General features: G+C 39.4%; 25 protein-coding genes. 4 read left to right on the forward strand and 21 right to left on the reverse strand.

The genetic code is table 11. The annotated features are described in order from the left end of the window. Positions 1-62: 62 nt before the first annotated feature. From E0E32_RS05595 to E0E32_RS05685, 19 genes are all read right to left on the reverse strand, one after another. The gene (locus tag E0E32_RS05595) at positions 63-1,499 is read right to left on the reverse strand and encodes a type VII secretion protein EssB/YukC (protein ID WP_207302270.1); all 1,437 of its coding nucleotides are present in this window, start codon (positions 1,497-1,499) and stop codon (positions 63-65) included. A 13-nt stretch (positions 1,500-1,512) separates the two neighbouring features. Beyond that, on the reverse strand, positions 1,513-2,328 hold the full coding sequence (locus E0E32_RS05600) for a serine/threonine protein kinase (protein WP_130859233.1): 816 nt from the start codon (positions 2,326-2,328) through the stop codon (positions 1,513-1,515). A gap of 2 nt (positions 2,329-2,330) precedes the next feature. Beyond that, a complete protein-coding gene (locus tag E0E32_RS05605) occupies positions 2,331-3,194 on the reverse strand; it encodes a PP2C family protein-serine/threonine phosphatase (RefSeq protein ID WP_130859234.1) in 864 nt (287 codons plus the stop codon). After that, positions 3,191-4,651, reverse strand: a complete 1,461-nt coding sequence (locus E0E32_RS05610; protein WP_066187916.1) for a DUF6382 domain-containing protein — start codon at positions 4,649-4,651, stop codon at positions 3,191-3,193. The genes E0E32_RS05605 and E0E32_RS05610 overlap by 4 nt, the downstream gene beginning before the upstream one ends. After that, positions 4,621-4,875 carry a hypothetical protein gene (locus tag E0E32_RS05615; RefSeq protein ID WP_130859235.1) on the reverse strand — a complete coding sequence of 85 codons (255 nt, stop codon included), beginning with the start codon at positions 4,873-4,875 and terminating at the stop codon, positions 4,621-4,623. The genes E0E32_RS05610 and E0E32_RS05615 overlap by 31 nt, the downstream gene beginning before the upstream one ends. Before the next feature lie 61 nt (positions 4,876-4,936). After that, positions 4,937-5,305, reverse strand: a complete 369-nt coding sequence (locus E0E32_RS05620) for a hypothetical protein (RefSeq protein ID WP_130859236.1) — start codon at positions 5,303-5,305, stop codon at positions 4,937-4,939. Positions 5,306-5,471: 166 nt separating this feature from the next. Beyond that, positions 5,472-5,990 (reverse strand): A24 family peptidase, encoded by a 519-nt coding sequence (locus E0E32_RS05625; protein ID WP_078059928.1) that lies wholly within the window; start codon positions 5,988-5,990, stop codon positions 5,472-5,474. A 17-nt stretch (positions 5,991-6,007) separates the two neighbouring features. Next, on the reverse strand, positions 6,008-6,601 hold the full coding sequence (locus tag E0E32_RS05630; protein ID WP_165444967.1) for a TadE/TadG family type IV pilus assembly protein: 594 nt from the start codon (positions 6,599-6,601) through the stop codon (positions 6,008-6,010). Between the two features lie 28 nt (positions 6,602-6,629). Beyond that, positions 6,630-7,016 (reverse strand): hypothetical protein, encoded by a 387-nt coding sequence (locus E0E32_RS05635; RefSeq protein WP_066187923.1) that lies wholly within the window; start codon positions 7,014-7,016, stop codon positions 6,630-6,632. A 77-nt stretch (positions 7,017-7,093) separates the two neighbouring features. Beyond that, positions 7,094-7,687, reverse strand: coding sequence for a DUF4352 domain-containing protein (locus E0E32_RS05640; RefSeq protein ID WP_066187925.1), 594 nt, complete (start codon positions 7,685-7,687; stop codon positions 7,094-7,096). An 18-nt stretch (positions 7,688-7,705) separates the two neighbouring features. Further along, positions 7,706-9,865, reverse strand: a complete 2,160-nt coding sequence (locus E0E32_RS05645) for a hypothetical protein (protein WP_165444968.1) — start codon at positions 9,863-9,865, stop codon at positions 7,706-7,708. Between the two features lie 2 nt (positions 9,866-9,867). Continuing rightward, on the reverse strand, positions 9,868-10,491 hold the full coding sequence (locus E0E32_RS05650) for a TadE family protein (RefSeq protein WP_066187929.1): 624 nt from the start codon (positions 10,489-10,491) through the stop codon (positions 9,868-9,870). 30 nt (positions 10,492-10,521) lie between these two features. Further along, complete coding sequence (locus E0E32_RS05655; RefSeq protein ID WP_130859237.1) at positions 10,522-11,175, reverse strand: DUF4352 domain-containing protein; 654 nt, start codon at positions 11,173-11,175, stop codon at positions 10,522-10,524. Between the two features lie 217 nt (positions 11,176-11,392). Next, entirely contained in the window at positions 11,393-11,566 is a 174-nt protein-coding gene (locus tag E0E32_RS05660) for a Flp1 family type IVb pilin (RefSeq protein WP_078059929.1), read from the reverse strand. A gap of 23 nt (positions 11,567-11,589) precedes the next feature. Next, the gene (locus E0E32_RS05665; protein WP_066187933.1) at positions 11,590-12,456 is read right to left on the reverse strand and encodes a type II secretion system F family protein; all 867 of its coding nucleotides are present in this window, start codon (positions 12,454-12,456) and stop codon (positions 11,590-11,592) included. A 15-nt stretch (positions 12,457-12,471) separates the two neighbouring features. Continuing rightward, a complete protein-coding gene (locus E0E32_RS05670) occupies positions 12,472-13,401 on the reverse strand; it encodes a type II secretion system F family protein (RefSeq protein WP_078059930.1) in 930 nt (309 codons plus the stop codon). An 18-nt stretch (positions 13,402-13,419) separates the two neighbouring features. Then, positions 13,420-14,607 carry a TadA family conjugal transfer-associated ATPase gene (locus E0E32_RS05675; RefSeq protein ID WP_066188987.1) on the reverse strand — a complete coding sequence of 396 codons (1,188 nt, stop codon included), beginning with the start codon at positions 14,605-14,607 and terminating at the stop codon, positions 13,420-13,422. 103 nt (positions 14,608-14,710) lie between these two features. Continuing rightward, positions 14,711-15,814 (reverse strand): AAA family ATPase, encoded by a 1,104-nt coding sequence (locus tag E0E32_RS05680; protein ID WP_130859238.1) that lies wholly within the window; start codon positions 15,812-15,814, stop codon positions 14,711-14,713. Positions 15,815-16,543: 729 nt separating this feature from the next. Then, the gene (locus tag E0E32_RS05685) at positions 16,544-17,389 is read right to left on the reverse strand and encodes a glycerophosphodiester phosphodiesterase family protein (RefSeq protein WP_165444969.1); all 846 of its coding nucleotides are present in this window, start codon (positions 17,387-17,389) and stop codon (positions 16,544-16,546) included. A 287-nt stretch (positions 17,390-17,676) separates the two neighbouring features. Between E0E32_RS05685 and E0E32_RS05690 the strand changes: the two genes are divergently transcribed. The 3 genes from E0E32_RS05690 (at position 17,677) to E0E32_RS05700 (ending at position 21,804) form a co-directional block, all read left to right on the forward strand. Beyond that, positions 17,677-19,227 (forward strand): spore germination protein, encoded by a 1,551-nt coding sequence (locus tag E0E32_RS05690; RefSeq protein WP_130859240.1) that lies wholly within the window; start codon positions 17,677-17,679, stop codon positions 19,225-19,227. A 23-nt stretch (positions 19,228-19,250) separates the two neighbouring features. Continuing rightward, on the forward strand, positions 19,251-20,465 hold the full coding sequence (locus E0E32_RS05695) for a Ger(x)C family spore germination protein (RefSeq protein ID WP_130859241.1): 1,215 nt from the start codon (positions 19,251-19,253) through the stop codon (positions 20,463-20,465). Between the two features lie 256 nt (positions 20,466-20,721). Continuing rightward, positions 20,722-21,804 carry a GerAB/ArcD/ProY family transporter gene (locus E0E32_RS05700; protein WP_130859242.1) on the forward strand — a complete coding sequence of 361 codons (1,083 nt, stop codon included), beginning with the start codon at positions 20,722-20,724 and terminating at the stop codon, positions 21,802-21,804. On the opposite strand, the gene E0E32_RS05705 is transcribed toward E0E32_RS05700, so the two are convergent. Beyond that, positions 21,805-22,374: an LOG family protein gene (locus tag E0E32_RS05705; protein ID WP_130859243.1), complete on the reverse strand. Its 570-nt coding sequence runs from the start codon at positions 22,372-22,374 to the stop codon at positions 21,805-21,807. It lies immediately after the preceding gene. Between the two features lie 17 nt (positions 22,375-22,391). After that, on the reverse strand, positions 22,392-22,862 hold the full coding sequence (locus tag E0E32_RS05710; RefSeq protein ID WP_130859244.1) for a hypothetical protein: 471 nt from the start codon (positions 22,860-22,862) through the stop codon (positions 22,392-22,394). Positions 22,863-23,038: 176 nt separating this feature from the next. Between E0E32_RS05710 and E0E32_RS05715 the strand changes: the two genes are divergently transcribed. Next, the gene (locus tag E0E32_RS05715; RefSeq protein ID WP_130859245.1) at positions 23,039-23,773 is read left to right on the forward strand and encodes a mechanosensitive ion channel family protein; all 735 of its coding nucleotides are present in this window, start codon (positions 23,039-23,041) and stop codon (positions 23,771-23,773) included. Positions 23,774-24,016: the final 243 nt, after the last annotated feature.

Consider the following 24,016-nt stretch of genomic DNA (forward strand, 5'->3'; position numbering starts at 1 on the left):
AGCTATTGAGTAAAAATATCGATTTTTTCTCAAACAAAAAGACTGCATCTTCCACATGCAGTCTATCCTTGTATATCATCAATCTGTTCATCTATCTTTTCGATTCGTTCTTCTTTTTCATCATCATCCAAGTCATCGTTGTTATTGATTTTATCTTTCTGGATATTTAAGCTATTGACTTGAATGCCTTCATTATTTAGTTCCTTGCCAATCTCCAGTGCCTCTTTATCCTTTTTCAGTTCCACATAGCTTCTTCCAGCTAGGTATTTGGCGCGGTCATTATCACTGATATCCTGATAAATGGCGACCACACTGTCAAAGTCTTTGTTCACCCATGCTTGTTCAATGGTTACTTCTGGGGCGTCAGATTCCAGTGCCAGGATGGCTTCCTTAGACTCTTGACCTTCAATCGATTTCAACTTGTCAACGATTTGTACATTATAAGAAGAATCTAGTTGACTGGCCTGAGTTAAGCTCTCGACGGTGCCTAAGTCAATATATTGTTCCACCAAGGTACGCTGCGCTTCTTCATCTAATTGCTCCACACTTTCAAAGCTAGTGATCGCTTCTTCGGTCTTTCCGGTCACTGCCATGCGGTATCCTTCCAATAGCTTGTCATCCTTTGCAAGTTCTGCTTCGAGTGCTACCTTTTCTTGCTCGAGTTCTTCCTGTTGTTGCTGCTGTTGATCATTTTCTGATGTAGTTGCTTCTGCCATTGGAACTACCTTAATCATATACAGCAGTAACATGCCCGCCACCATACCAAGGACAATGCCTGCGGGTACCGTCACTTTCAAGGTGGCATACTTTTGCATTTTTTCTCGCCAAGATTTTTCTTGCTTCTCTGCTTTTGGTTTCTCCACTTTTGGTTTGGTTTCAACTGCTTCTGACACATCTGGCTTTGCCGTTACAGCTACTGAGGCAGATTGATCAATCGCATGACGTAGTTGATCGACGGTCTTTGCTTGCTGAATATCTCGCACATAGGGATAACGAACGGCCAGCTCGTTTATGTTGCTTTGCTTAATATCGGCATAACGGACGCCAGTCAAAATGGAAGCTGTAAGCGACCTCAAATCCCGTATCACCTGTTGGTTGGTTAGCTCATCAGTAGATAGTACAAAACGGATCCCTCGCTGAGCAAATTTCACATCCCCTTGCTGATTGACGTATATATTATCTGGGTGAATCATCGTTGTATATTGGGTGCCAACCAGCCTTGCCACCTCAAGTATATTTATGGCGACCTTGCGTCTTAATGAGCTGTCGGTGGAAGAAAGGCTTGACAAAGCGGCATAGTCTTGTGGTTTCTTATAATAAATACGCACGATGTCATCCTCTACGGTATAGCGCTGGACATCGAAGAAAAGGGCATCTTTTTTATTTAATTCATCCAGCTGTTCTGCTTCCATCACATTGGTTTGTGACTTAGGTATTTCATAGATAACCTGGTCTGCTTCTTCTTTTATATAGCCGTTAATACCTTGCAATCTATTCACCTCCGTAAATTAATTATCCTTGATAAGCATGGATAAATGCCTTCATTCGCTCGGTATAGGAACGGTTGACCTTTGCTGTGGCCTGCATTACCTTCGCTATATTCGGATAGCGCTTATCGGGATTGGTATTAGTTAATTTCATAATCATCTGGGCAAAATGTTTGGGCAGTCTTTCCCTCAAAATCGTTTCATGATCACTTGTATAAATATTCTCTCCATTGCTTGTCAGGTAAAAAAGGACGGCACCAAGTGAAAATAAGTCTGAGCGTAAATCGACGACACCATCCTCGAATTGCTCCGGTGCGGCATAACCAATCGTGCCTAATGCCCTCACCTGTCCAACAGCATCAACGGGAGCGGTAATACCGAAATCAACCACATAAACGGTATTATCCTCGCCAAGCAAAATATTAGATGGTTTCATGTCACGGATCACCAGAGCTGGATCATGATCATGAAAAACGTGAATAATCCCCGCGAGTTGTCGCGCAATCTCACTAATTTCCTGCCAGGTAAAGGTTCTTCCTTCCTCCTCCATCAAGTCGGACAGGCTTTTTGCTGCAAACTTCTCGATCACTATCGCCTTGTAATGGTTATGCACGGTGAATTTATCAAATAGCTTAGGAATGCTGGGGTGATCGATGGCCGCCAGCGTGGCAGCTTCATTATCAATCTGTTGATTAAATAGGGTATCTGGACTTTTGACAACCTTTAATAATGCCTGCTTTCCACCTGGTGTCTTCACATGGTAGAGAAGGGAGGTACCACCTGATGTTAGGTACTCAAGGATCTCATATTTGTCTTGGATAAGCTCCTGCTTTTTCCACATTGCTACCCCTCCGTTCTAGTCTCCATATGGACGGTTAGAATAGATACATCATCTGTCGGATGTTTGTCGTCCTTCGCCACGTGATAGAAATGATCGGTGATGGCTTCTAGTGTTTGCTTCTTTTCCAGCTGGGCCGTCCATTGCTGACTCAGCTCTTCTTCGGTAAACAAGCCATGGAACCCATCTGTACATAACAAAAAGTAATCCACATTCGTGAAGGTACCTGATGCCGTATAAGGCTTTACATCCCCTTTAATCCCCATACACTGTGTTAAATAATGGGCCTTATCGTGAGACTTAGCCTCCTCGGTTGTCATCAGCCCTTTCTCCACCTGCATCGAAGCGAAGGAATGGTCGACCGACAACTGCACGAACCTTTTTTCCTTATTCAAGTCAATCGTATCTCCATTTGGTTCTTCCAAATCGGTAATTTGCGCGCGATAACGATAAATACGTGTATCACCGATATGACAAATAAAATACTGATCATCGACAACCATCAATACGCTTAAGGTAGTGCCAATATCTTTCTGTTCCCGTCGGCCGATCTCCATCAGTTGTGTATTAATTTCAGCAAACAGGTCAATGATTTGTGCTTTACATGTCGGCAAAAAGTCAGCCGGTTTCTCATTCATCCATACCATACTGCGCCACCATTTTAATACGTAATCAACGGCGAAATAGCTGGCTGCATCACCAAGCTCATGACCGCCCATCCCATCTGCTATCACAAAAAGATGGACCGCTTGGCCAGTTGATAAGTTTTCGCTCGAGACGCCGATCGAATCTTGATTCGGTCGGTCTGTGCTTGGCCTGAAACTAAATTTACCCTGCTGAACGTGCGCTTTCATCTCTGTATTCGTCATTCTGTCACCCTGTACGTGTAGACCGTTTTGCCAATTTGAATCGTATCTTGATCGGACAGTTCATGGATTTTATAAGGAATGATCTTCTCTGCATTCACATAGGTACCATTTTTTGCACCGAGGTCCTTGATGCCATACGTGTCCGACAATTTGACGAACTCAACGTGCAAACGAGAAATGCCGACTCCTTTTTCAACAAAATCGGTACCTTTCTCCGCTCGGCCGATGGTAAAGCTGTCTTTATCTAATTGGATTTCTTCCTCAATGCCATCGCGATCCACCGTTAGATAATTAACCACTGCTTTCTTATTCGGTTTCGGGGCGACTTTCTCTTCATCTAATAACATCGTTTGGTCGTTCGATGGTATCTCCTCTTCATCGGGTGTCTCGAATGGAAATGCTGGTTCCGGTGTAAAGGATGGACTGGCTGGCATTTCTGGTGCTGGCTGTTGTCCTTCCATCGCGGGCATGGTCTGAGCCGCTTGGAATGAATCGGCTGCTTCCTGTTGTTTGGTTTCACTTGCTGGTTTACTCTTCGGTGTTGTTAATTGTTTCGCCTGCTTATTCTTCACCTTGACCTCTTTTTCGGTAATGGTTGGTTCGACACCTGGTCTCCAGACAAACCAATAAACCAAGACACCTGCGATAACGATCAGCGATAGGATCGACGACACGATTAACCAAAAGGAAGTAGGTCCATCACTATACAACTTCCAAATCATGGCTAGTATAATGACACCCATTAAAATGGAGTACGTCTTATTTTTACTTGTTAATGGTGGCAGCTTACGTACTTTCTTGATTTTGGTGATTTCTTTTGGCTGTTGGGTTTCTTCCTGTTCCTCTTGTTCTTCTTCTTCCCCATACTGAGTTTGCCGCTGCAACTGGCTGAGTAATTGTTTAATGCCATGAAGACTAAAGCCTGGGTCTTTAATGTAGCTTAATAACATCTTAAATTGTGCCCCATTCAACCCCTGCACTTCACTAGCTAAGTTGAGTAATAGTTTTTTCAACCCTTCATGAACGGTTTGGTTATTCGGCACTTCTTTCAATGGGACATAGGTTAAGTAGACTTGATGATAGCCATTGCCAATAAAAATATAATCCTCATCCAGAATAAAATGATCGTCACTCAACATATGATTATTGGAATCTTGGAGCGCCTGAATAATATTAATAAATAGCGAATAATAATTTTGCATCGATAAGGGACGTTCTTTCGCAAAAGGACGCAGCTTGCGTAAACCTTCTGTTTTATAAAAGATGGATGTTTCCCCGTTTACTTCTTCTAAACTAATCGGGAGCAATCTGGGAATGTTATTCGACTGAATCATTTTCAATTGCAAATCTTGAAAATCATTTGTCGTAAACCCTTTGTCTCCTGATGGCTGCAGCTTCATATAGCCGCCATTTGCTTCCAAATGATCTATATGGTATGTATCCAATGGGTTTGACACGTGGTGTTCCTCCTTTTTATTTGCTGTTTGGCAGTACGAATTAGCTCTTCACTTGGTATCGGTATTTCAAATCTTGTTTCATCGTCGATTGCTTCTGCTTCAAACGTTAAGTAAAGTAAATCGTAATCTTGAAAAATACTGTCGGTGTATACTAAATTTCCAGTTATTTCATCTCCAGGCGCTAATTCTTCCTCCCGTTCGGGAAATGTTTGATCTTCCGACATTAACAAGGAGGTATCTTCATCATATAATTGTGCCGATAACTGCTCTTTCGGTGTAATGGGGCTATCTCCCCGTATTTTTAATCGTTACATTAGCTACTAAGAATCGTCCTCCATCCTCAGCAGGAAAATTAATATCTTCTAAGGAAAGCCCATCTACTTCCTCTATACCCGTCTCTCTGATTTGAATACCGGTCTGGTGCTCTACATATTCATCAATGCTGTCTTCTACCTCTTCAAAAGCTTTATCCTCTTCATTTGTTTCCACAGTATCTGTTTCTCCCTCATTCGTATCAACTGTATGTGTTTCCTCTTCTTGCTGAGTCATAGCCCCTGGTGAATTCGTTTGTTTCTCAGAATCATCACTTGAACAAGCTACTAAATACAGTCCTGTTACTAGTAATAAAATAAGTGTGACTATTGTCTTTCTCATATACTTTTTAACAATGGATTCTCTGATTCTATCAAAGACATTTTTAATGAATTATTTCCTTAGAAAAATCACTTACCTATACATCTCAAGGGTGCTGTTGTCTGTCAGTCGCTAATTTAGTCCATAAACAATACCCTTCCCTTCACCTATTAATAGCCTTCTATTTTTAAGCAACAAACATATAATAAAAAGCAGTAATTACACCGGGAATGACGGCATATATAAACGGAAATCGATTCGACACATTTTGTTTAAATTCATCCAACGGGGTTAGTGATCTCTTTTGAATACTCTCCTTAATATGTAAGAAAGCTAATAGTAAATTGATAAATATTGTTTTAGTAAATAGCAATATAAAAAGTCCTATGATACCAGCAAAAATAATGGAGTACATGATCGCATAAAGCGTGAATAATACCCCAGTTATCGCTCCAATAGCAGCAAAAAGCTTAACGTCTCCGGCACCGATCGCCTTAAAAATATAGAGAACCAGCATGATGCCCCCCCCTGCTAATACAGCGAAAATGGACTGCAGAAAACCGTCAATCTGATTTACAAATACATGATATAAAATACCTACAAGCACCCCAGAAACATTCAACCAGTTTGGGATGCGGTGTTTGGTTATATCAAAATATGCTACTACCAGAAGGAAAATAATTAAGATGATAAAATGTCCTTGCAATGTTGTAGCCACCTTCCTTATCCATTTCCAACCCAGCCCCTTTCTACTACTACTTTCTTAATCTTGATATCTTTCTCCATGAAAGGGATCACCATTTTCATCGAGTTCTCTGCTTCAATCTTCACATCCGCTGCCTCACCAGATGTTCCGTGTGGGAAAGATGAATTGGTTACGGTAACCGTATCTGGACTAAAAAAATTCGTACTATACACATTTTCCTCATATTTACGCTGAACGATTCCTTGATACATGTCATTGGAAAAATGGTTTAAGGCGTCCCCTGATGTAGGAATAACATCTTTGCCAATTTCCCCTAATTTATCTAAGATAGCTTCAGCAACCTCGTTATTTCCTAGCTTACCAGCAGCACCTTCTGTCAAAGAATCAACAAATCCATCGGTCTGATCTTGAATTTGGCCTTGTGCAAGCATAGCTAGATAGGAATAATGTCCAACTGCTTGAGCAGTCTCATCTACAGCGTCTTGCAAAGCCATTTCTGCTATAGAAATTTTCACAAAGGTGGTTAACGCCAAAATGAATGCAAGGAAGATAGGGATAATCAATGTCGCTTCTACAGTGATACTTCCGTTATCCTTTTTAAGAAACTTCAACATTAACTCCTCCCTTTTTTGATTATTGTTAGTCTATTTGAACACAACGATCCTCAATCCTATCATAGTTCGCTATTCGTTCTACTTCATATTGATCATTAAGGAGGAAGTGCTGTTGATGATCCCCATCACTTGTCTCCCAAAAGCTAATAAACTTTCCGGTGAACCCATCATTTTTATGATCAATCTGTAATGCCTCACACACTTCTATATTAACAATATCTTCTGCTTGATATTCTTCACCCTGAGAATTCATATTCACTGCTTCTGCTACAATCGCTTCTTTGGCCTTATCCTTGTCTAGGTCTTCTATATGCATTTGAGGCTCTGCCTCGCCTCCAGACTCCGAATCACTACTGCCACAAGCAGACAATGCAAAGATAATGATGCTTGCTGCTAGCCATATCTTTTTCAATATAAAACACTCCTTGGATCAAGATAGTAATAAAGAGTATAGCGAAGAGATAAGGTTTCTCTTCGCAAAGAATATCCTTAATTCCCAGGGTTTGGAAGTTCAAAATGGGTTTCTTGGTCTGACATGAATTCATATTTTAATAAGAAAGTATCAGCATAATCTGTGGTTGTTGTATAAACTACATGCCCATTCACTTCATCACCGGGAGCTAATTCTTCCTCTCCTTCAGGAAAAAGTTCATCATAAGAAGTATCTCCTCCATCTTCATCAATGGCAGAAAGGTTTGCTGAGAACATTTGATTAGGTACGTAGCTTTCATCACTAATATTTTTAATCGTAACGTCTACAACAGCAAATACATCTTGTTCTCTAGCACCAGTTATATAATCTTCAATCGTATTACCATCGACTTCTTTCGTTAGATTAAAATCGTTCACTGTTACTTCATAGTCGAATTCATACATATCACTAGTAATAGTAGCTGTTTCTCCTATTTGGTATACTTGTTTCTGATCTTGGTCTTCTTCCCCTGAAGTTTCAGAATCTGTTTCTGTATCATTTTCTGTAGTAGAATTTGTATTCTCTTCTCCTGTATCTTCTGTTGCTTCTCCACCATCACTGCATGCTGCTAATAGCAATCCCGCAAATAGTAATATTAATATTTTTTTCACTTTCAATGCCTCCTAGTCTTAGTAAGTATATACTCTTCGTTTTTCAAATTTATAGTAATTACCTTCCACACTACCAGGCAATACTTCTGCTAATTGTGGAATAAACCAAAGCTTAAGCTCGGCTTCAACATTTCCTTCGATATAGGATGGTCTATCATTTAAATTAACACCTGTTTCTTTGGTAATAACGGCTTGCAACCTTCTTGTTTTTTCGTTATTATACGTCTCACCAGTAGATTTCATAGCCATTAGTATTCTCAAAAACATTGGCATATTTGCTGGGATACCTTTTCCTCCAAAAGCTTTAAGCGGATTCCATTGAATACTACCATCGCTAGTTAAATTGATTAAATCACTTCCCGTTGTAATCAATGCACCTGCTATAGCTTTAAAAAAGCCTAATGGACCAGCAAAACCTCCCTGTAAACCTTGACCAATTAAATTACCCACAAATAAAATCAATGCTATATCTTTGAGGAACATAAAATAATTCATGCCCGCTACATTGTATCCATAAGTAATATATTCTGCTTTTTTTGTGGAAAATGCATAAGATTCTGCACTGGTTAATTCATAAGGAGCTTTACTACCGTAATTAGCCATTATATATTCATTAACATACAATTCATTACGGACAGAATTCGGAAAGCCTTGCATAAATTCAATAAATTCTTTAAAGCGATCAAAGGCATCTTTTATGAACTGTAAACGACTTGGTTCCTCTGTGTCACCTGCATTCCCGGTTGTTCCATTATATTCTGCTATAATTTGGTCCAATTCTTGATACAGGGCATTATCCCCCTCAATTTGACCCTTAATATCATTCAAACTATTCAACTGTGCCCATAGTTCGCCAAAGCTAGTATCTGCCCGCTCTTCTTCCTCTTTTGTATCAACACTTTCTAACGATCTCTTGATTCTGTCATATTTGTCCATCTGAGTTTCAATTTTCTCGACTTGATTTTCTTTTAAATTATTTAATTTACTAACTAACGATTGAATAACCAACTCAGCGTTTGATTTTGTATCTTGATTAATGGCAATATAGAATAACGGAAATAATTGACCAACCGTAAATGCTTGTGCGTTTCCCGGATCAGGATTATCACCTAAGGATTGATCAATACGCACCGCTTCATAAATGGTATCCGAATTGTCTAGGATCTCTGTAAAGAATTCATCAGTTAAAGTGAATTCTTCTAGTTCCTCCAGTAACTCACTACCATTCATCAACTCATTGATTTGATCATTATAATCCTTCGCTGTTCCACTTTCTGGATTGTTCATACTTCCGTTAGCACCTATTAAAGATTTAGGTATGTCACGATGATAAGTTTCTAAATCAAACAGGCTTTTTGCAGCATCCTGATAGATGTCTGCCTCCATTCCTTCTTCATAGTGCTCCATTTCATCTTCTTCATCAGAACTTAATTCTTCCTCTTCATCTTCCTGTTTATCTTTTAATTCTTGATATCTGTCATGATAAAAAACAAGTTGACGAAACGTTCTAACTCCATCAGGTATCGGATCCGTATCTCCGGTTACCTGACTGCCAATAATATCATTTTCAATGTCTTCCTTAACTATTTTCTTATATTGATTTAATTGGGTAATCGCCTTATCAATTTCACGATTCCGCTTTTTCATCAAATCTAGTATCTCTTCGTAATTTTCGACTAGCTCTTCTGCTTCTTCCACTTCTTCTACCGATACATCATTTCCCGTCAACAAATCAAAAAGATCTTTTCCTACCTGCACTGGTGCCTGATATTTCATACTTTCTACTACTTGGTGTCTAAACACATCATAATCCACTAGATTCCTTGAATTATCAAAGTTTGCATTTACACTTGTCAATGTTGGTCTTGATAGATTCTGAGTTCCGCTTAATTCACCACTTGAATAAAACTGATTATTCATGTAAGAATCAAAACTATCGCCAGCTGCCTCACCATCATATGCAAACAATCCTACACCTGCCAAATCCGAACTAAATTGCGACATCGTAGAGCGTAAAGCTGTTTCCATTGCACTATCTATTTGACGCTCTGCACTAAGAATTCGTAATGTATCAATTAATAGCGCATTTAACAAAAAGATTGGCAAGATGATCATAATGGCGTAAACCGAAACGGAACCATTATCTTTAAAAAAAAGCCGTTTTATTTTCTTTTTCACCATTATTCACCACCAAAAAAGCTAGTTATAGAATCGACTGCGTCTCCCAACGCTCCACTGATACCAAATTCACTCCATAAATACTTGGCAAAATTAGCTGTTCTAACTAATTCCGGCGTTTCCGTCACCACATGGCTGGATGAGGCTTGCACCTCGCTACCTATTAATGTTTTTATAAAAGAAGGGATAAATAAACTGGACGTTGCTTCGACTTCAACTTCACTATAGATTAAGTTATTATTGTAATCCACCTTTAGTGACATAGCATTTTGGTAGACATCTGCCTTTCTTTTTTTTTCATTTACGACATCATCACCAGTAAAGCCAGATAAATTAAAAAAACCCAAAATATCATTATCAGTTATTCTCCAGTATAATCCGTCCCCACTTGGCATTCCTGTATATTCCTGCACAGTTATATCTCCGGTTTTAATATCTTTATTTGTACTATTCCATGTGTAAGCGAGCTCACCTGACACCTTATGAGCCATGTAGCCTGCTGTTCCCATTTGAAAAATAATAATACAAAAAAACACTCCAACCAAGGTGAACATTAAAAGCCCGGGAAAGACAAGAGTAGTTTCAATTGTAAAACTACCCTTATCCTCTTTAAGAAATAACCTCATGTTAGCTGCTCCTTCATCGCATTCTTTCTTCTACTGTATTTCATCTGAATTAAATTCCCATTCTGCACGGGTGGTAATCTGGTCACCTGCATGACCAAATGCAAGATTGTATTGTTCTACCTGCATCGCGTCAAATACAAAGGTGCCTTCGACAGAGTCACCAGGAGCTAATTCACCTTCCACCATTGTAATTTCTGAAGTATTTTGTAGATACTCTGAATCAACGGCTGGTACATATTCTTCAGAATCTAACTCCCCTATAGCTGGTGTAAAGATATCAGCAGCATCGAAGGTTTTATCATCTACATTTTCCACTGTTACATCCACCAAAACAAAAGTATCGTCGTATAATGTAACATTCTCTAATTCATCGCGATAACTTACTTCATTGATGGTCACTTCATATGTCAAATCATCTGGTGAACTAACTACTGTCGCCGTATCCCCAATACTTAATCCTAACTGATGTTCAATGTGTTCATCGTTATTTGTCTCTTCTTCATCTTCTCCCGTTGCTGGCTCATCGGGTTCTTGTTCCATATTATCGTCTGTTGTTTCATTGTCGGTTTGTGCTGTATCTGTTGATTCTGCTTCTTCTTCAGGTTCCTCATTAGAACAAGCTGCCAGGACTAAACTTAACAATAATACTGTGGGTAATAGCCAGTGTTTCCATTTCTTCATCATAGACAGTCCCTTCCTATTCCTAAAAACAGGTAAGCTCTCTCTTCTTTCACATAACAACCTGCTTTTCACTTTTACCAATTAACATTTACTTTTGTCCCAATGTGTGTTTTGCTTCATAACAGAAAGTCCCCCTTAGAAGGGTTATCAGTGACGAGCCCTTCTAAAGAGATGAACAATCAACATATTTCTCTAGCTAGCCTTTTCCCATTCAAACTAGTTACAAAATTTCGTTATCAATATCGGTAAATAAACTTTTAACCCATTCTTCAATTTTCCCTTTAAACATAATCGCAATGGCGATAAGTACGGATAAAATCAATAACATTTCGATCGTCTCTAACCCTTCCTCGTCATTCCAGAAATTCTTAAAAAATGTTTGTACGTTATTCATATAAAACCTCTCCTTTAATTTTTTTAAAATGAAGCTATGGCTGGATATATTACAACCAGAAGTACTGCTGCGAATATAAAGATGATAGGAAATACTAACTTAGAAGAAGCTTCCTCCCCTTTAATTCGGGTAACAGTCTTCCGTTTGTCCCATAATGATACAGATAATTCGTTTAATGACTGCACAAGCAGCGAACCACCTTTGCGGTAATTCATCATAACGGTTGTGGTAAAGATGGACACTTCCTGAATACCACAACGATAATTCAAATCTTTCATCACTTCTTGAAAGGATGTATTGGCAGTCATTTTATTGACGGCCTCATTCAACTCAAAATACAACGGGGATTCAAGCACTCGGTTCTTCTGTTGATCCACACTCTTTTTCATCGCACCTTGTACGGTTTCCCCAGCATTTACCAATAAAATAATCTTATTCACAAACTCCGGTAGTTCAATAATAATCGAATCTTTCCGTTGCTTTACCTTCTTATCTAAATCCTTAACCAGAAAGACACTTACTACCACCATTAAGATCAATCCGTAAATAAGGTTGATATTGCCGCCATCACTCACCTCCACTAATACCATGGTAAATAGTAGCATCACGGTAAGCAGTGTAATAATTTTTGCCAGATAGATCTTGGTATAGTCCCCCGATAGCTTACTGCCTCGTAAAATAATCATTTTCTGGTGAATCGCATTAATTAACTTTGGCAGGCGTCTATATAATTTCAACTTGTCAATCATAGCAAAGGCAAGAGGAGCAATGATTGGTAACGTGATATCTTCTTTATATTGATCGATGAATGACTCATATACTTTCTTATTCCTCCAAACAACCAATAGAATAATCACAATCAGCAGCAGAATTGTTATTCTTATTACCATGTAACCCCTCCCCTCTTAAATCTTGATATCCATAATCTTCTGACTAATCAATAAGCTACAGCCAACACAAATCAACACAACCGTCATCACGATGGGGCCTGGTGAACCAAATTCGTACAGTGGTGCTACAAAGTCTGGTGATGACGTTCGGAGAAAACCAACAATCCCTAATGGCGCAATAGCCATAATTTTTGATTCGAATTTCTTTTGCGAAACCAGCACCTTGATATCCTGTTGAATCTCGATCTTATCGGAAATAATATCGGCGGTTCGCTTGATAATCTCTACCAAATCACCACCTGTACGTTTACAGGTAATAAATACGTCGGAGAAATTTTTCACATCATCGATATCGGAACGTTTGGCAAAATCATCTAATGCCCGTTCGATAATCTCCCCATTCTCAATTCTCCGGTTGATTAACTGAAATTCCTTGATTATATAAGTGTTTTCATCTGGGTAAAGCAGCTTCAGGTCTTTTAACACATCGCGGAAGGCATTCTCAATCGACTGTCCGGCCGCCATGGAAGAGGCAAGGGAAGAAATGGCCTCTTTAAATTGTAAACTTAACTCATCTTGCCGTTTATTGCGTAAATCTTTCTTCTTGAATTTTGGATAAATCATTCCAAAACATGCCGCAATGAGGGAAACGATCCAATTATCATAAAAGAGATAAGAGATACCGAAGATAACAGCGGCAGCAATCAAAGAATATTTCACCTTCTCTTGTAAGGTCATCTCATAGATGGCATAATCAACCAATGCTTCTCCGCCAATGGTTCGTTTGCGGATAACCGTCATGCTTTTCTCTCTGATTTCTCCCTCTTTTTTCTCGATTTCTTTTTCTTGCTGTTTTGCTTTCCTATGCTTGATCACCCGACGACCAACTAGCACACTTAACAAAATGGCAATCACAATCGATCCGATGATTTGTTCTATATTCATGCTTCAACCAACTTTCGGTTACGATTTGGTAAACTGTTCTGCTGCTTCATTCTTACCAGCTAGCTTCAATTTGTTGACAGCTTGCAGCGGATGATCCGTTTTCTTCAGTTTACCGATGATTTTACCACGGTAGTCTTCTCCTTCTTCCACAAACTGATAAAGAGGCGCGGTGATAATCTCGCCATTCTCCATGCCCAACACTTCGGAAACCTGCACCACCCTTCTAGAGTGATCTCGAAAGCGGGAAAGGTGTACCATAATGTCGATGGCGGAACTAATTTGTTTACGGATCACGTCAATCGGTAATTCGGCACCGCTAAGCACCATTGTTTCCAAACGACTTAACATATCATTGATCGAGTTGGCGTGGCCTGTTGATAAAGAACCATCATGACCCGTGTTCATCGCCTGAAGCATATCCAACGCCTCACCACCACGTACCTCCCCAACGATTATTCGTGATGGGCGCATCCGTAACGAAGCTTTGATCAAATCACGAATGCTTACCTCCCCTTTTCCTTCCGTATTCTTATTCCTTGTCTCCAAGCTGACCAAGTTCGGAATATTTTGAATCTGTAACTCGGCGGAGTCCTCGATGGAGATCAAGCGCTCATCTTCTGGAATAAAATTCGATAGTACGTTCAAGAAAGTTGTTTTTCCTGAACCAGTTCCTCCGCTAATAAAAATATTGAACTTCGCTTCCACCAGCTGCTGAAGGAAATAAGCGACCTCTTCGTCCAAGGCGCCAAATTTAATTAAATCTTCAATCATAAGCGGTCGTTCGGGGAACTTACGAATCGTCATCGCCGGTCCTTTTAAGGCGATAGGCGGTAACACAACGTTAACACGTGAACCATCTTCTAACCGAGCATCGACGATTGGACTTGCCTCGTTAACCACCCGGTTTACCTTGGATACGATCGTTTGGATGGTATCCTCCAGCTTCTGCCTGCTTTCAAACTTGACGCCAGCATCGTAAACTTGTCCTGCTCGTTCAATAAAAATCTCTTCATGATTATTGATCATAATCTCCGTAATCGAGGGATCATCCAAGATTGGCTGGAGTACACCTAGACCACGGAAAGCATGATACATGCGATCGACAATTCGCTTAATCATTTGCGAAGTCATTTGATGTTCTTTCGCATATTCAATGACGGTTTCTTCTACCATCTCTAACAATTCTTCATTGGTAGTGGAGTGCATAAAATCCAGCACTTCACGCAGTTTTTCAATCAATAGATTGGTAATATCGTCTTCCGTTTGCGGCAATACCTCTTCTTCTTCTGGTTTCTTCTTGGTTGTTTGATTAGCCATCGACTAGCGACACCTCCATATAGATGTCATCATTCTCAGCAATAGACTGATAGAGTTCTTCACCAATAACTGTATCCTCAAGCATTTTCGTTTGTTCATTCACCGTTAACCATTGTGGACGAAAAGGTATATGTGTTTCGATGCTGAAGTTATAGTCATTAAAGCCTTCAAACATTGTTGCACCAACTTTATTCAACACATAATGAATCTTTGTCTTATCAATACCCTCATCAAAGATATCACGATCTAGTTTATACTGGGATCTGGCAAAACTGCTTTGGTCGGAGCTAAGCAGCCAGAAGATATCATCACTCGCTCTCATCGCTGCTTGATTTCGTTCATGCAGGGTGGCGTCCAAATCGATAATAATATAATCATAGCTTTCTGAATCTTTCAGCGCCTGTATTAATGCCTCTACCTCTTCCCCTTTTATTTGATCCATTTCCTCAGGTAAGATTGGCAAAGCGAAATAATCAATATTCGTTAAGCTGTCACTAGATTTTAACGATTCAATTTTGGCGATTAATTTCTCTACATTATTCTTTAAGTAGTAAAAGACTTCAACGGCTGATGGCTTCTCTTCCTGAAAGAACAGGTCAGTATTATGAATATGTTCTAAATTCAAATAAAAGGTGCGCTTTCCTTGTTGTGCCAAGTACCTTGCCAAACAAAGCGAGGTTAGTGTTTTACCAGCACTGGCACTTCCACTGTAAAAGCTAATCACCTTTTCCTTCTGTTTGCCATTCATTAACGTATCCGTCTTGCCATGCGCCTCATAAAACGCTACTAAAACTTGCGATAACAATTGCTTTAACGGTTGATACTTAAACACACTTTCCAAATCTTCCGGGGCTGTAGCCTGATCGTCAGCTAACCAAATTACCTTATCAAAGTTGGTTGGATCATCATCCTTCCTTGTTACATCGGTTAATAAGATATGTTGTTTTTGGTTGCGCACGTTGCTACGAAATGCCTCGCTGTCTGTATAGATTTTGGCAGAGAACTTCATGCCATTTTCAGGATTTCTTATGTAACTCGAGAAATAAGCAGCATAGGATTCGTCAAATGTATAAAGCACCAAATTAATTTTATGCATATACTTCACTTCCTTATGTTGTATAAAATCTAGGCATAGTTTTACTTTTTATAATGTTACTAAAATTGTCACAAGATGATAAGAGGAAAATCAAAAAACAGTTGATTTGACCTAGAGGTGCATATGAAATTATATTGAATTCAAGATATTTTGGTTATTTTTTGATGTGAAAACGCCAAAAAACATCCTAAAAACGAATATTTTTCGAATAATTCCATTAAGCATCCGTTTTTAGGTTTAATTTTCCATTGTTTTTAACAATTTAAATAATAACGTACTGGTTTAACCGTTGTGATTAAAAAGGCTTAAATGTAGTGAAAATTATATATTAGGTCCTTTTTTTTAGGTCTTTAATCTTTGTTTTTGCTTTGTTTTACACGTTTTTCACTTAATTGTATTGGCTTTGTAATAATGATGTCTTGATTTGTCACATGATTTGTGCTTTTTAGAAAACATTTTTCCCTTGTTATGTTCTTTATTATGAATAATTGATGATTTTACCATATGGTGTTATGCATAATAAAGATTCCAGGTTATATTTGTGAAAGGGTATTCTTACAGACAGAATTTCACTTTTTCCATTTTTTATCTTTTGGGTTTGTTCTTACGGACAAAATCAAACAATTTCCTTATCTTTTGTCCGTTATATTCAGGTGAGTGCCAAGGTGCCGCATTTTACAAAACTAACGTTCGTTTTGTTTTTCCTCTCTGAATTGATATCTCAACCTATCAAGGCTTGTCCAGGCTTTTCTTTACGTGTTCCAAACGATCTGGGTAATCGGTGAATAGTCCTTTCACTCCCCATTCCATTAATCGTTTCATATCTTCTTCTTTATTTACCGTATAGGCGTAAACCAATAAACCTGCTTGTCTTATTTGCTTAACCCGCTGCTGGTTGAGGAGGCTATGCGCAACCCCTGCCCCAATCGCATACTCATACACCTGCTGATAATCTATACTTGATAATCGATCTTGATGAATCAATTGCACCAATGGAATAGCAGGTTCCAGTTCATGCATCTTTTTCAGTACGTCCTCATCAAACGATTGGAGCACTACTCTATTCGACTCGATCAATTCATATTTATTTAGCAGAGCAAGCAATTGATCCATAGCTCCTTCTTTTGTTTCTTTTATCTCTATATAGAAGGAAACATCAGGATGTAAGCATTGAATAATTTCTTCTAATAAAGGTACCTGCAAGTCTTTATAGTCTTGGTTGAATTTTTCAGGATAAAGCTGATTAAACCAACTTCCTGCATCCAGTGCTTTCAAATCATCTATTGTTATGTCCTTCAGCTTTCCTTGTCCTGAAGTAGTACGAGACAATTCTTCATCATGGAAAGCCACAAATGAACCATCCGTCGTTTGCTGAAGATCGATCTCTATATAATCAGTTTGCATCTCAACCGCTTGCTGATAGGCAGGTAATGTATGTTCAGGAGCATGGCCTGATGCCCCTCGGTGTGCAATATTAAAAACCGGAGGATCAATAAATGCCTCAGGCAAAAAATTACTCGTTGCCCACATAAGCATATAGAGCGCCACCCACGTGATTCGATTGCCTTTTTTCATTGTATAGGATTCTCCCTTCGCCGCTTTATTTGAGGTTGGCATAAAAGTAAATGCTTGGCATCCTTTGGGTGGTATCTTTCGAAACATGCCTCTAACGTTATTGGTAACCTGATTTGTCTTGGGCTATACGCAGTAAAAAATGGCTATATTCTCCTCTGTAAAACGGGTGATAAAGCTTCATACAGAAAAGCTGTTATATCTCAGTGGAGAAAATGTATAAATTGACCGCATATTACTAAAACTAGGGTCATTATCAGATGCAGCCATGAACTGAGGGACTTATTTTTATGAAGCGAAGAACAATCAAACAATCGAAGCATGAAAAACAGGATAAAATGGTTAACATCCCCTTTCTTTACACAGATCTGGAGGCGAACAAACAAGAAATTTCCCAGCGTTTAGGGGAGAGTTCTGATATCAATATAAGAGAATTAACCATTCAAGAAAAAAAGGCCGCGGTTGTATTTATTGATGGCCTCGCTAATAAAGACGTCATCCAGCATTACCTGATTGAAAACCTAATTGGATTAAAGTGGAATACTGAGGATGAATCACCGGACAAGCTTTATCAATTACTACAATCCTCATCCATCTCAACTGCTGAACTCTCAAGTCTCAACAACTTCGAGACATTAGTGAACCATTTATTAGAGGGAGACACCATTTTGCTAATAGATGGCTATGCAGAAGGGTTTGCCGTCGGATCTTACGGCCTTAAAGAGCGAGGAATAGAAGCGCCAACAACCCAACAGGTGGTTCGTGGGCCTAAGGATGCCTTTACGGAGACATTGTCTGTCAATACAGCTTTGGTACGGAAACGAATCAAGGATCCAAACTTATGGTTCCAATCGTTTCAATTGGGGGAGAAGACGCATACGGAAGTAACGATCGCTTATTTACACGGTGTCGTTCAACCGAAAATTGTCAAAGAAGTCGAACAACGACTGCAGCGCATCAATGTTGCTTCTATTTTGGAAAGTGGGAATATCGAAGAATTGATTCAAGACAAAACCTACACTCCTTTCCCCACCGTTTTCAATAGTGAGAGACCTGACTCCATTAGCGCCGGAATTTTGGAAGGAAAGGTTGCAATATTTATAGATGGAACTCCTTTTGTATTGTTAGTACCCGCTTTACTAGTAGACTTTCTCCATTCTAGCGAGGATCATTATCAAAGGCATGATATTGCTACATTTATCCGAACATTGCGATTTATTGCATTTTTCTTCGCTTTGTTAACACCGTCTACTTATATCGCATTAACCACCTTTCATCAAGAAATGATTCCGACGACATTATTGATCAGTTTAGCGGCACAGAGAGAAGGGATACCTTTCCCAGCATTAGTGGAAGCACTCATTATGGAGGTTACCTTTGAATTGTTACGTGAAGCAGGAATTCGCCTGCCCAGCCCTGTCGGTTCGGCTATTTCTATTGTGGGGGCACTTGTGCTTGGGCAGGCAGCGGTCGACGCCGGTATTGTCTCGGCTACGATGGTCATTGTTGTTTCCTTAACGGCGATTTGTAGTTTTATTTTCCCTAGCTACAACTTAGCCATTAGTGTTCGACTCTTGCGGTTTTGTTTTATGATATTAGCGGCCACCTTAGGTTTATTCGGTATCTTCATTGGGATATTATTGATGGCTCTTCATCTTTCCAGCTTACGATCTTTTGGAATTCCCTATTTATCACCATTTGCTCCATTTATACCGAGTGATCAAAAAGATGCCGTCATTCGAAAGCCGTTTTGGGCATTATTTACCCGTCCAAGACTAATTAATCAACGAGATATCACTAAAGAGGATACGCCAAAACCAAAACCGGCTAATAAACGGTAAACTTTATACAAGGAGGAAGGTCTATGTCTTATGCAATCAAATGTTTTTCTTTTGTCCTTTGCTGCTGCTTTCTAACAGGCTGTTGGAGCGCAAATGAACTAACAGATATCTCTTTAGCTACCGGACTAGCTATTGATAAGGATGAACAAGGATACATGGTGACGATTCAAGTGCTTAATCCTAATGAAATAGCTGGAGATAAGATTTCTAACCGTGCCACGATTTCTACCTATTCTGCCGTGGGGGAGACCACGTTCGAGGCTGTCCGTAAACTTACCGAGACCTCACCTAGAAAAGTGAACCTCAGTCACCTACAGTTGATTGTTTATGGAGAAGAATTGGCGCGAGAAGGAATTGGAAAAACGCTGGATATGCTACGTAGAGATCATGAATTACGTACAGACTTTAATATTATTGTAGCCAAAGGTACACGTGGCAAAGAATTAATAAGTATTCTTACCCCATTAGAACGAATACCAGCAGCAAAAATAAAAACAAGTCTGGAATCATCACAGAATTTCCTTGCCTCCACCAAGGTAGTGCAGCTTAATGAATTAGTTGAGTCTATTTCTGCTGAAGGAAAGGAAGCAGTATTAAACAGTGTCTATGTAGAAGGAGATACAAATTTTGGACCTAAAATTGATAATGCTGAGAGCGGAACTGCCCCTACGAAGCTGCTTCTTGATGGAATTGGTGTATTCTCAGATGACAAATTGCAAGGGTGGTTAAGTACGAATGAAGGAAAGGGCTATAATTTTATCACCGATAACATCACAAGTACTTCCATTCAAACCAATTGTGGGGAAAGTGGAAAGCTAGCACTGGAAGTAACCAGCAGTAAAACAAAATTAAAAGGAATGTGGAAGGATGGAACTCCACAGATAGGTATCACGATTAATCTTGAGGCAAATATCGCGGATGCTGAATGTGACATTGACTTAACCAAGAAAGAGAATATATTGGCACTTCGTGAAGGTGCGGATAAAAGTATTAAAGCATTAGTGGAAACAAGTATTCTTACTGCGAAAGAGTATGAAAGTGATATCTTTGGATTTGGAGAAGTCATGAAACGATCTCATCCAAAAATATGGGACAAAATAAAAGGGGACTGGCCAAGCCACTTTTCCAACCTCACTGCCGATATTGAAGTAAGTACAGAAATCAAAAATGCTGGCATGATTGCGCAGCCAATATATGACGCCGTACAACGAAAAAAACAACAAAAAGAAGGGAATTAACTATGTGGGAAATGTTGGTGTTCTATTTCATTTTTGGCCTCCTGTATTTTGTTACGGTCAGGAAACAACATGTTCATAAATGGGATTTTATCGTTTATAATATTTTGATGTTGCTTGTCTTAACAGTCTTCACTTTATATTTTTTTGGCGTTCGTTTTCCCTATTTAGTTCATGTACTAGACACACTCACTCAACCACTCTCTGGATCGTTGAGAAACTGGATTAATCATTTTCAAGCCCCTTAGGAGGCCGACTCATGATAAAAGAACGAATCGATAGTAAACAATTTACCGTGTTAGTTATTATGAATACCCTAGGTGCAGCCATCATTTATATTCCCAGTATTGCTGCACGCATGGCGAAAGAGAACGGCTGGATCTCCATTGTTCTTATGGTTATTACTGGATTGGGGCTTATTCTGCTCTATAATCGGATTATTACCCATCAAGACTCCCGCGGATTATTCCACACCATAGAGCAAGCCATTGGCAAACGGGCTGGATGGCTCCTTAGTTTACTATTTATTGGTTTTATTTTTATGAATCTTTGGGCCAATCTCTGGGCAGTTGGTGACTTCCTCTCCATTCAAATCTTGATGGAAACCCCATTTGAAGTGATCACGTTCCTCATCATTCTGACAGTGGGTATCGCAGTTAGCTATGGACTAGAGGTAGTTGCCAGAACAGCAGAGCTGTTTTTTCCCTTTACAATGCTGTGCGCTATTCTGTTAACTTTCTTAGTATTAAAGGGGGCCAGTGTTGAAAACCTCCTGCCTGTATTCCAATTGAATCGTACTGGTACGTTTGCTGGTATCTTACCGATGGTGTCAATCACTTTCTTAGAGCTTTTCATTCTGGTAGGCATCACCCATACCGTTAACGAAAAACAAGCGGCTAAAAGAGCCTTCTTCATTGGCGGTGGGTTTAGTGGGTTTATTCTGTTTGCGATCACCATCGCTTGTATTCTTGTATTAGGACCACAAGGAACTGCTGACTCTTCTTATCCAGTATACGCCCTAGGACAGCGGATCAGCCTTTTTAATTTCATTGAACGAATTGAAATCATCGTGGCTTTCATTTGGTTCTTCACTATTTTTTTTAAATTGTGTATCTCTTTTTATGTACTATCCCAAGGGTTAAAATACTTAGTCAAGTTACATAACCCACAAATTGTAACTATACCAATAGCTTTGCTTGTCTTTTTTTCGGGGATCATGGCCGCCCCTAATCCCTATGCATCACAAGATTTCATCAATGGGCCGGTTATTATATTATCAATATTGGCAGGGCTTATCTTGCCCTTGATTGTCTTGATTGGTCTTCGTATAAGGAAAAAGTAACTACTGCCATTTGTTGATATATTTGCCTTGATAGTGCTTTAATTGATTCAATAATGGTTCCGGCTGATCCTCAAGCAGAACAAGCTCCTTAAATTCGGGACGAACAAAGCCTTGTTCAATCATGTGATCAAATAAGGTGATAATCGGATCATAATAATGGTTTACATTCAAAAGGGCGCATGGTTTTTGGTGGTAACCTATCTGTTGCCAAGTAAATACTTCAAACCATTCCTCCAGGGTACCCGTCCCTCCCGGCAAGGCAATAAAGCCATCGGCAAGGTTGGACATTAATGCCTTTCGTTCGTGCATCGTATCCACGATGTGCAGCTCAGTCAGGGAGTCATGTGCTATTTCTACACTTTTCAGTTTTTGAGGTAAGACACCAATAGCCTTGCCTCCCCTTTCCAATACACCATCAGCAACGGCGCCCATACATCCCACATTGGATCCGCCGTAAACTAACGTTATTTGTTGTTCAGCCATAAGTATGCCAAGTTTTCGCGCCTCTTCCATATAAATAGCATCGGTGCCAGCGCTTGAACCGCAATATACAGTAATAGCCTGTACCATTCTCTCATTCCTCCTGTTCAAAAATTCATATCGAGTAATGCACGATAAGTTTCGATTAAATCCGGATGTTTTTCGACAGCTTTAAGCGGCTGACCAGGACTATTCGGCTTGTCATAGCTAAACAAAACCGTTCCATCTGCAAATATTTGAAAGGCATAGTTCCCTTTGCTTGTACTCCCCAATTCTGCGTCGTCAAAAAATCCGAATACATAGTAATTATCTTCTTGTTCTAACTTTTTCATTAATTCTTCTCGGTCGATGTTTTCTGTCTCCATTCCATCGAGTTCTGTCAGTACATTTTCGATTTCCTCTAGGTCTGTTACTATTTTGGTCTGTTGTTCTGAGGCAACAGATTTTTCTATCTTTTGTACATATAACAAATCAGCGAAGTCTTTATTCTCTAATTGTACAGTACGCTGTTCACTCGCACAGCCACTTGTTAGTATAATCATACTCAACCACAGCAGCAGACTTCTTTTCACTGCCATCCCCTCTTTCCTTGACATTTGGCTACCTATTTAATATATCCACTATATACTATACTATATTTCATCCAGGAAAGTGAGGGGGTGTTTCATTTAATTGATTCAAAAGTAGTTTACAGATATACTTTTTTCAGTATAATCAAATATATGTAGCGAAGCGAAAGAGAGGATGAAAAACGATGGATTGGATGGAACTATCCTTACCTATTATCAAAAATATTGCCTTAGCCCTTGTTATTTTAATTATTGGGTTGTTTGTGATCAAGCTATTAACCTCTATGATCAAACGTAAATTAGAAAAGTCGGCATTAGATCCTAGCCTAAAACCATTCTTTGTCTCTATTATTAATGCCACCTTGAAAATTTTATTGGCCATTGCCATTATTAAAACCTTAGGTGTGGAGACTACTTCGTTTGTAGCTGTGATTGCAGCTTCAGGATTTGCGATTGGATTGGCTTTTCAAGGGTCATTGGCCAATTTCGCTGGCGGGGTTCTGCTCTTAACCATTCGGCCATTTAATGTCGGGGATTATATTGAAGGAGGTGGCTATTCCGGAACGGTACGAGCCATTCAAATCCTTTATACCGAATTAATAACCGCAGATAATAAGGTCGTCTTCATTCCAAATGGCAGCCTATCTAACGCTGGTATTGTCAATTACTCTACCAATGAGCAACGCCGGGTTGATTTCACCTTTAAAATCAGCGGAGATTTGGCAGTTAATGACGTTATCCTTAAGCTGAGTCAAATAGCGGAACAGCATCCTTCTGTATTATCCAATCCCGCACCGTTTGTTCGATTGTCATCTCATCAGGATGCAACAACCGAGTATACCATGCAAGTATGGGTACAGAGCGAAGACTATTGGGATGTTTACTATGATATATTAGAGGCAGAGAAAAAATTATTTTAGTTTTTAGAGTGAACCACGTTGATAACAAGCGTGGTTCTTTTAGTTGTTGTGTGGGGGATTCATATAGACTCAGGAGTGCAGTGGGCGGTTCTCTTCAGTCCGCGAGATTCGTTCTTTTGAGCTGAAGAACTACTATTTTTCTTACAGTTTTCTTATCAAAGGACTCTTCTTCCAATTGTACAGTAGCTTTTTTCTACAATCCAATTATTTAACATCTTCTCCTGAAAGCTTTACAATGATAAG

The organism is Gracilibacillus phocaeensis (assembly GCF_900626275.1).
Taxonomy (GTDB): Bacteria; Bacillota; Bacilli; order Bacillales; family Amphibacillaceae; genus Gracilibacillus; species Gracilibacillus timonensis.

What these genes read in the sequence shown, in the direction of transcription:
- E0E32_RS05660 (WP_078059929.1), bottom strand. Translation starts at nt 11,566, where the DNA reads ATGAATAACGTACAAACATTTTTTAAGAATTTCTGGAATGACGAGGAA.
- E0E32_RS05650 (WP_066187929.1), bottom strand. Translation starts at nt 10,491, where the DNA reads ATGAGGTTATTTCTTAAAGAGGATAAGGGTAGTTTTACAATTGAAACT.
- E0E32_RS05665 (WP_066187933.1), bottom strand. Translation starts at nt 12,456, where the DNA reads ATGGTAATAAGAATAACAATTCTGCTGCTGATTGTGATTATTCTATTG.
- E0E32_RS05690 (WP_130859240.1), top strand. Translation starts at nt 17,677, where the DNA reads ATGAAGCGAAGAACAATCAAACAATCGAAGCATGAAAAACAGGATAAA.
- E0E32_RS05685 (WP_165444969.1), bottom strand. Translation starts at nt 17,389, where the DNA reads ATGAAAAAAGGCAATCGAATCACGTGGGTGGCGCTCTATATGCTTATG.
- E0E32_RS05615 (WP_130859235.1), bottom strand. Translation starts at nt 4,875, where the DNA reads ATGTCGGAAGATCAAACATTTCCCGAACGGGAGGAAGAATTAGCGCCT.
- E0E32_RS05620 (WP_130859236.1), bottom strand. Translation starts at nt 5,305, where the DNA reads ATGAGAAAGACAATAGTCACACTTATTTTATTACTAGTAACAGGACTG.
- E0E32_RS05605 (WP_130859234.1), bottom strand. Translation starts at nt 3,194, where the DNA reads ATGACGAATACAGAGATGAAAGCGCACGTTCAGCAGGGTAAATTTAGT.
- E0E32_RS05710 (WP_130859244.1), bottom strand. Translation starts at nt 22,862, where the DNA reads ATGGCAGTGAAAAGAAGTCTGCTGCTGTGGTTGAGTATGATTATACTA.
- E0E32_RS05600 (WP_130859233.1), bottom strand. Translation starts at nt 2,328, where the DNA reads ATGTGGAAAAAGCAGGAGCTTATCCAAGACAAATATGAGATCCTTGAG.
- E0E32_RS05675 (WP_066188987.1), bottom strand. Translation starts at nt 14,607, where the DNA reads ATGCACTCCACTACCAATGAAGAATTGTTAGAGATGGTAGAAGAAACC.
- E0E32_RS05700 (WP_130859242.1), top strand. Translation starts at nt 20,722, where the DNA reads ATGATAAAAGAACGAATCGATAGTAAACAATTTACCGTGTTAGTTATT.
- E0E32_RS05670 (WP_078059930.1), bottom strand. Translation starts at nt 13,401, where the DNA reads ATGAATATAGAACAAATCATCGGATCGATTGTGATTGCCATTTTGTTA.
- E0E32_RS05655 (WP_130859237.1), bottom strand. Translation starts at nt 11,175, where the DNA reads ATGATGAAGAAATGGAAACACTGGCTATTACCCACAGTATTATTGTTA.
- E0E32_RS05715 (WP_130859245.1), top strand. Translation starts at nt 23,039, where the DNA reads ATGGATTGGATGGAACTATCCTTACCTATTATCAAAAATATTGCCTTA.
- E0E32_RS05695 (WP_130859241.1), top strand. Translation starts at nt 19,251, where the DNA reads ATGTCTTATGCAATCAAATGTTTTTCTTTTGTCCTTTGCTGCTGCTTT.
- E0E32_RS05680 (WP_130859238.1), bottom strand. Translation starts at nt 15,814, where the DNA reads ATGCATAAAATTAATTTGGTGCTTTATACATTTGACGAATCCTATGCT.
- E0E32_RS05705 (WP_130859243.1), bottom strand. Translation starts at nt 22,374, where the DNA reads ATGGTACAGGCTATTACTGTATATTGCGGTTCAAGCGCTGGCACCGAT.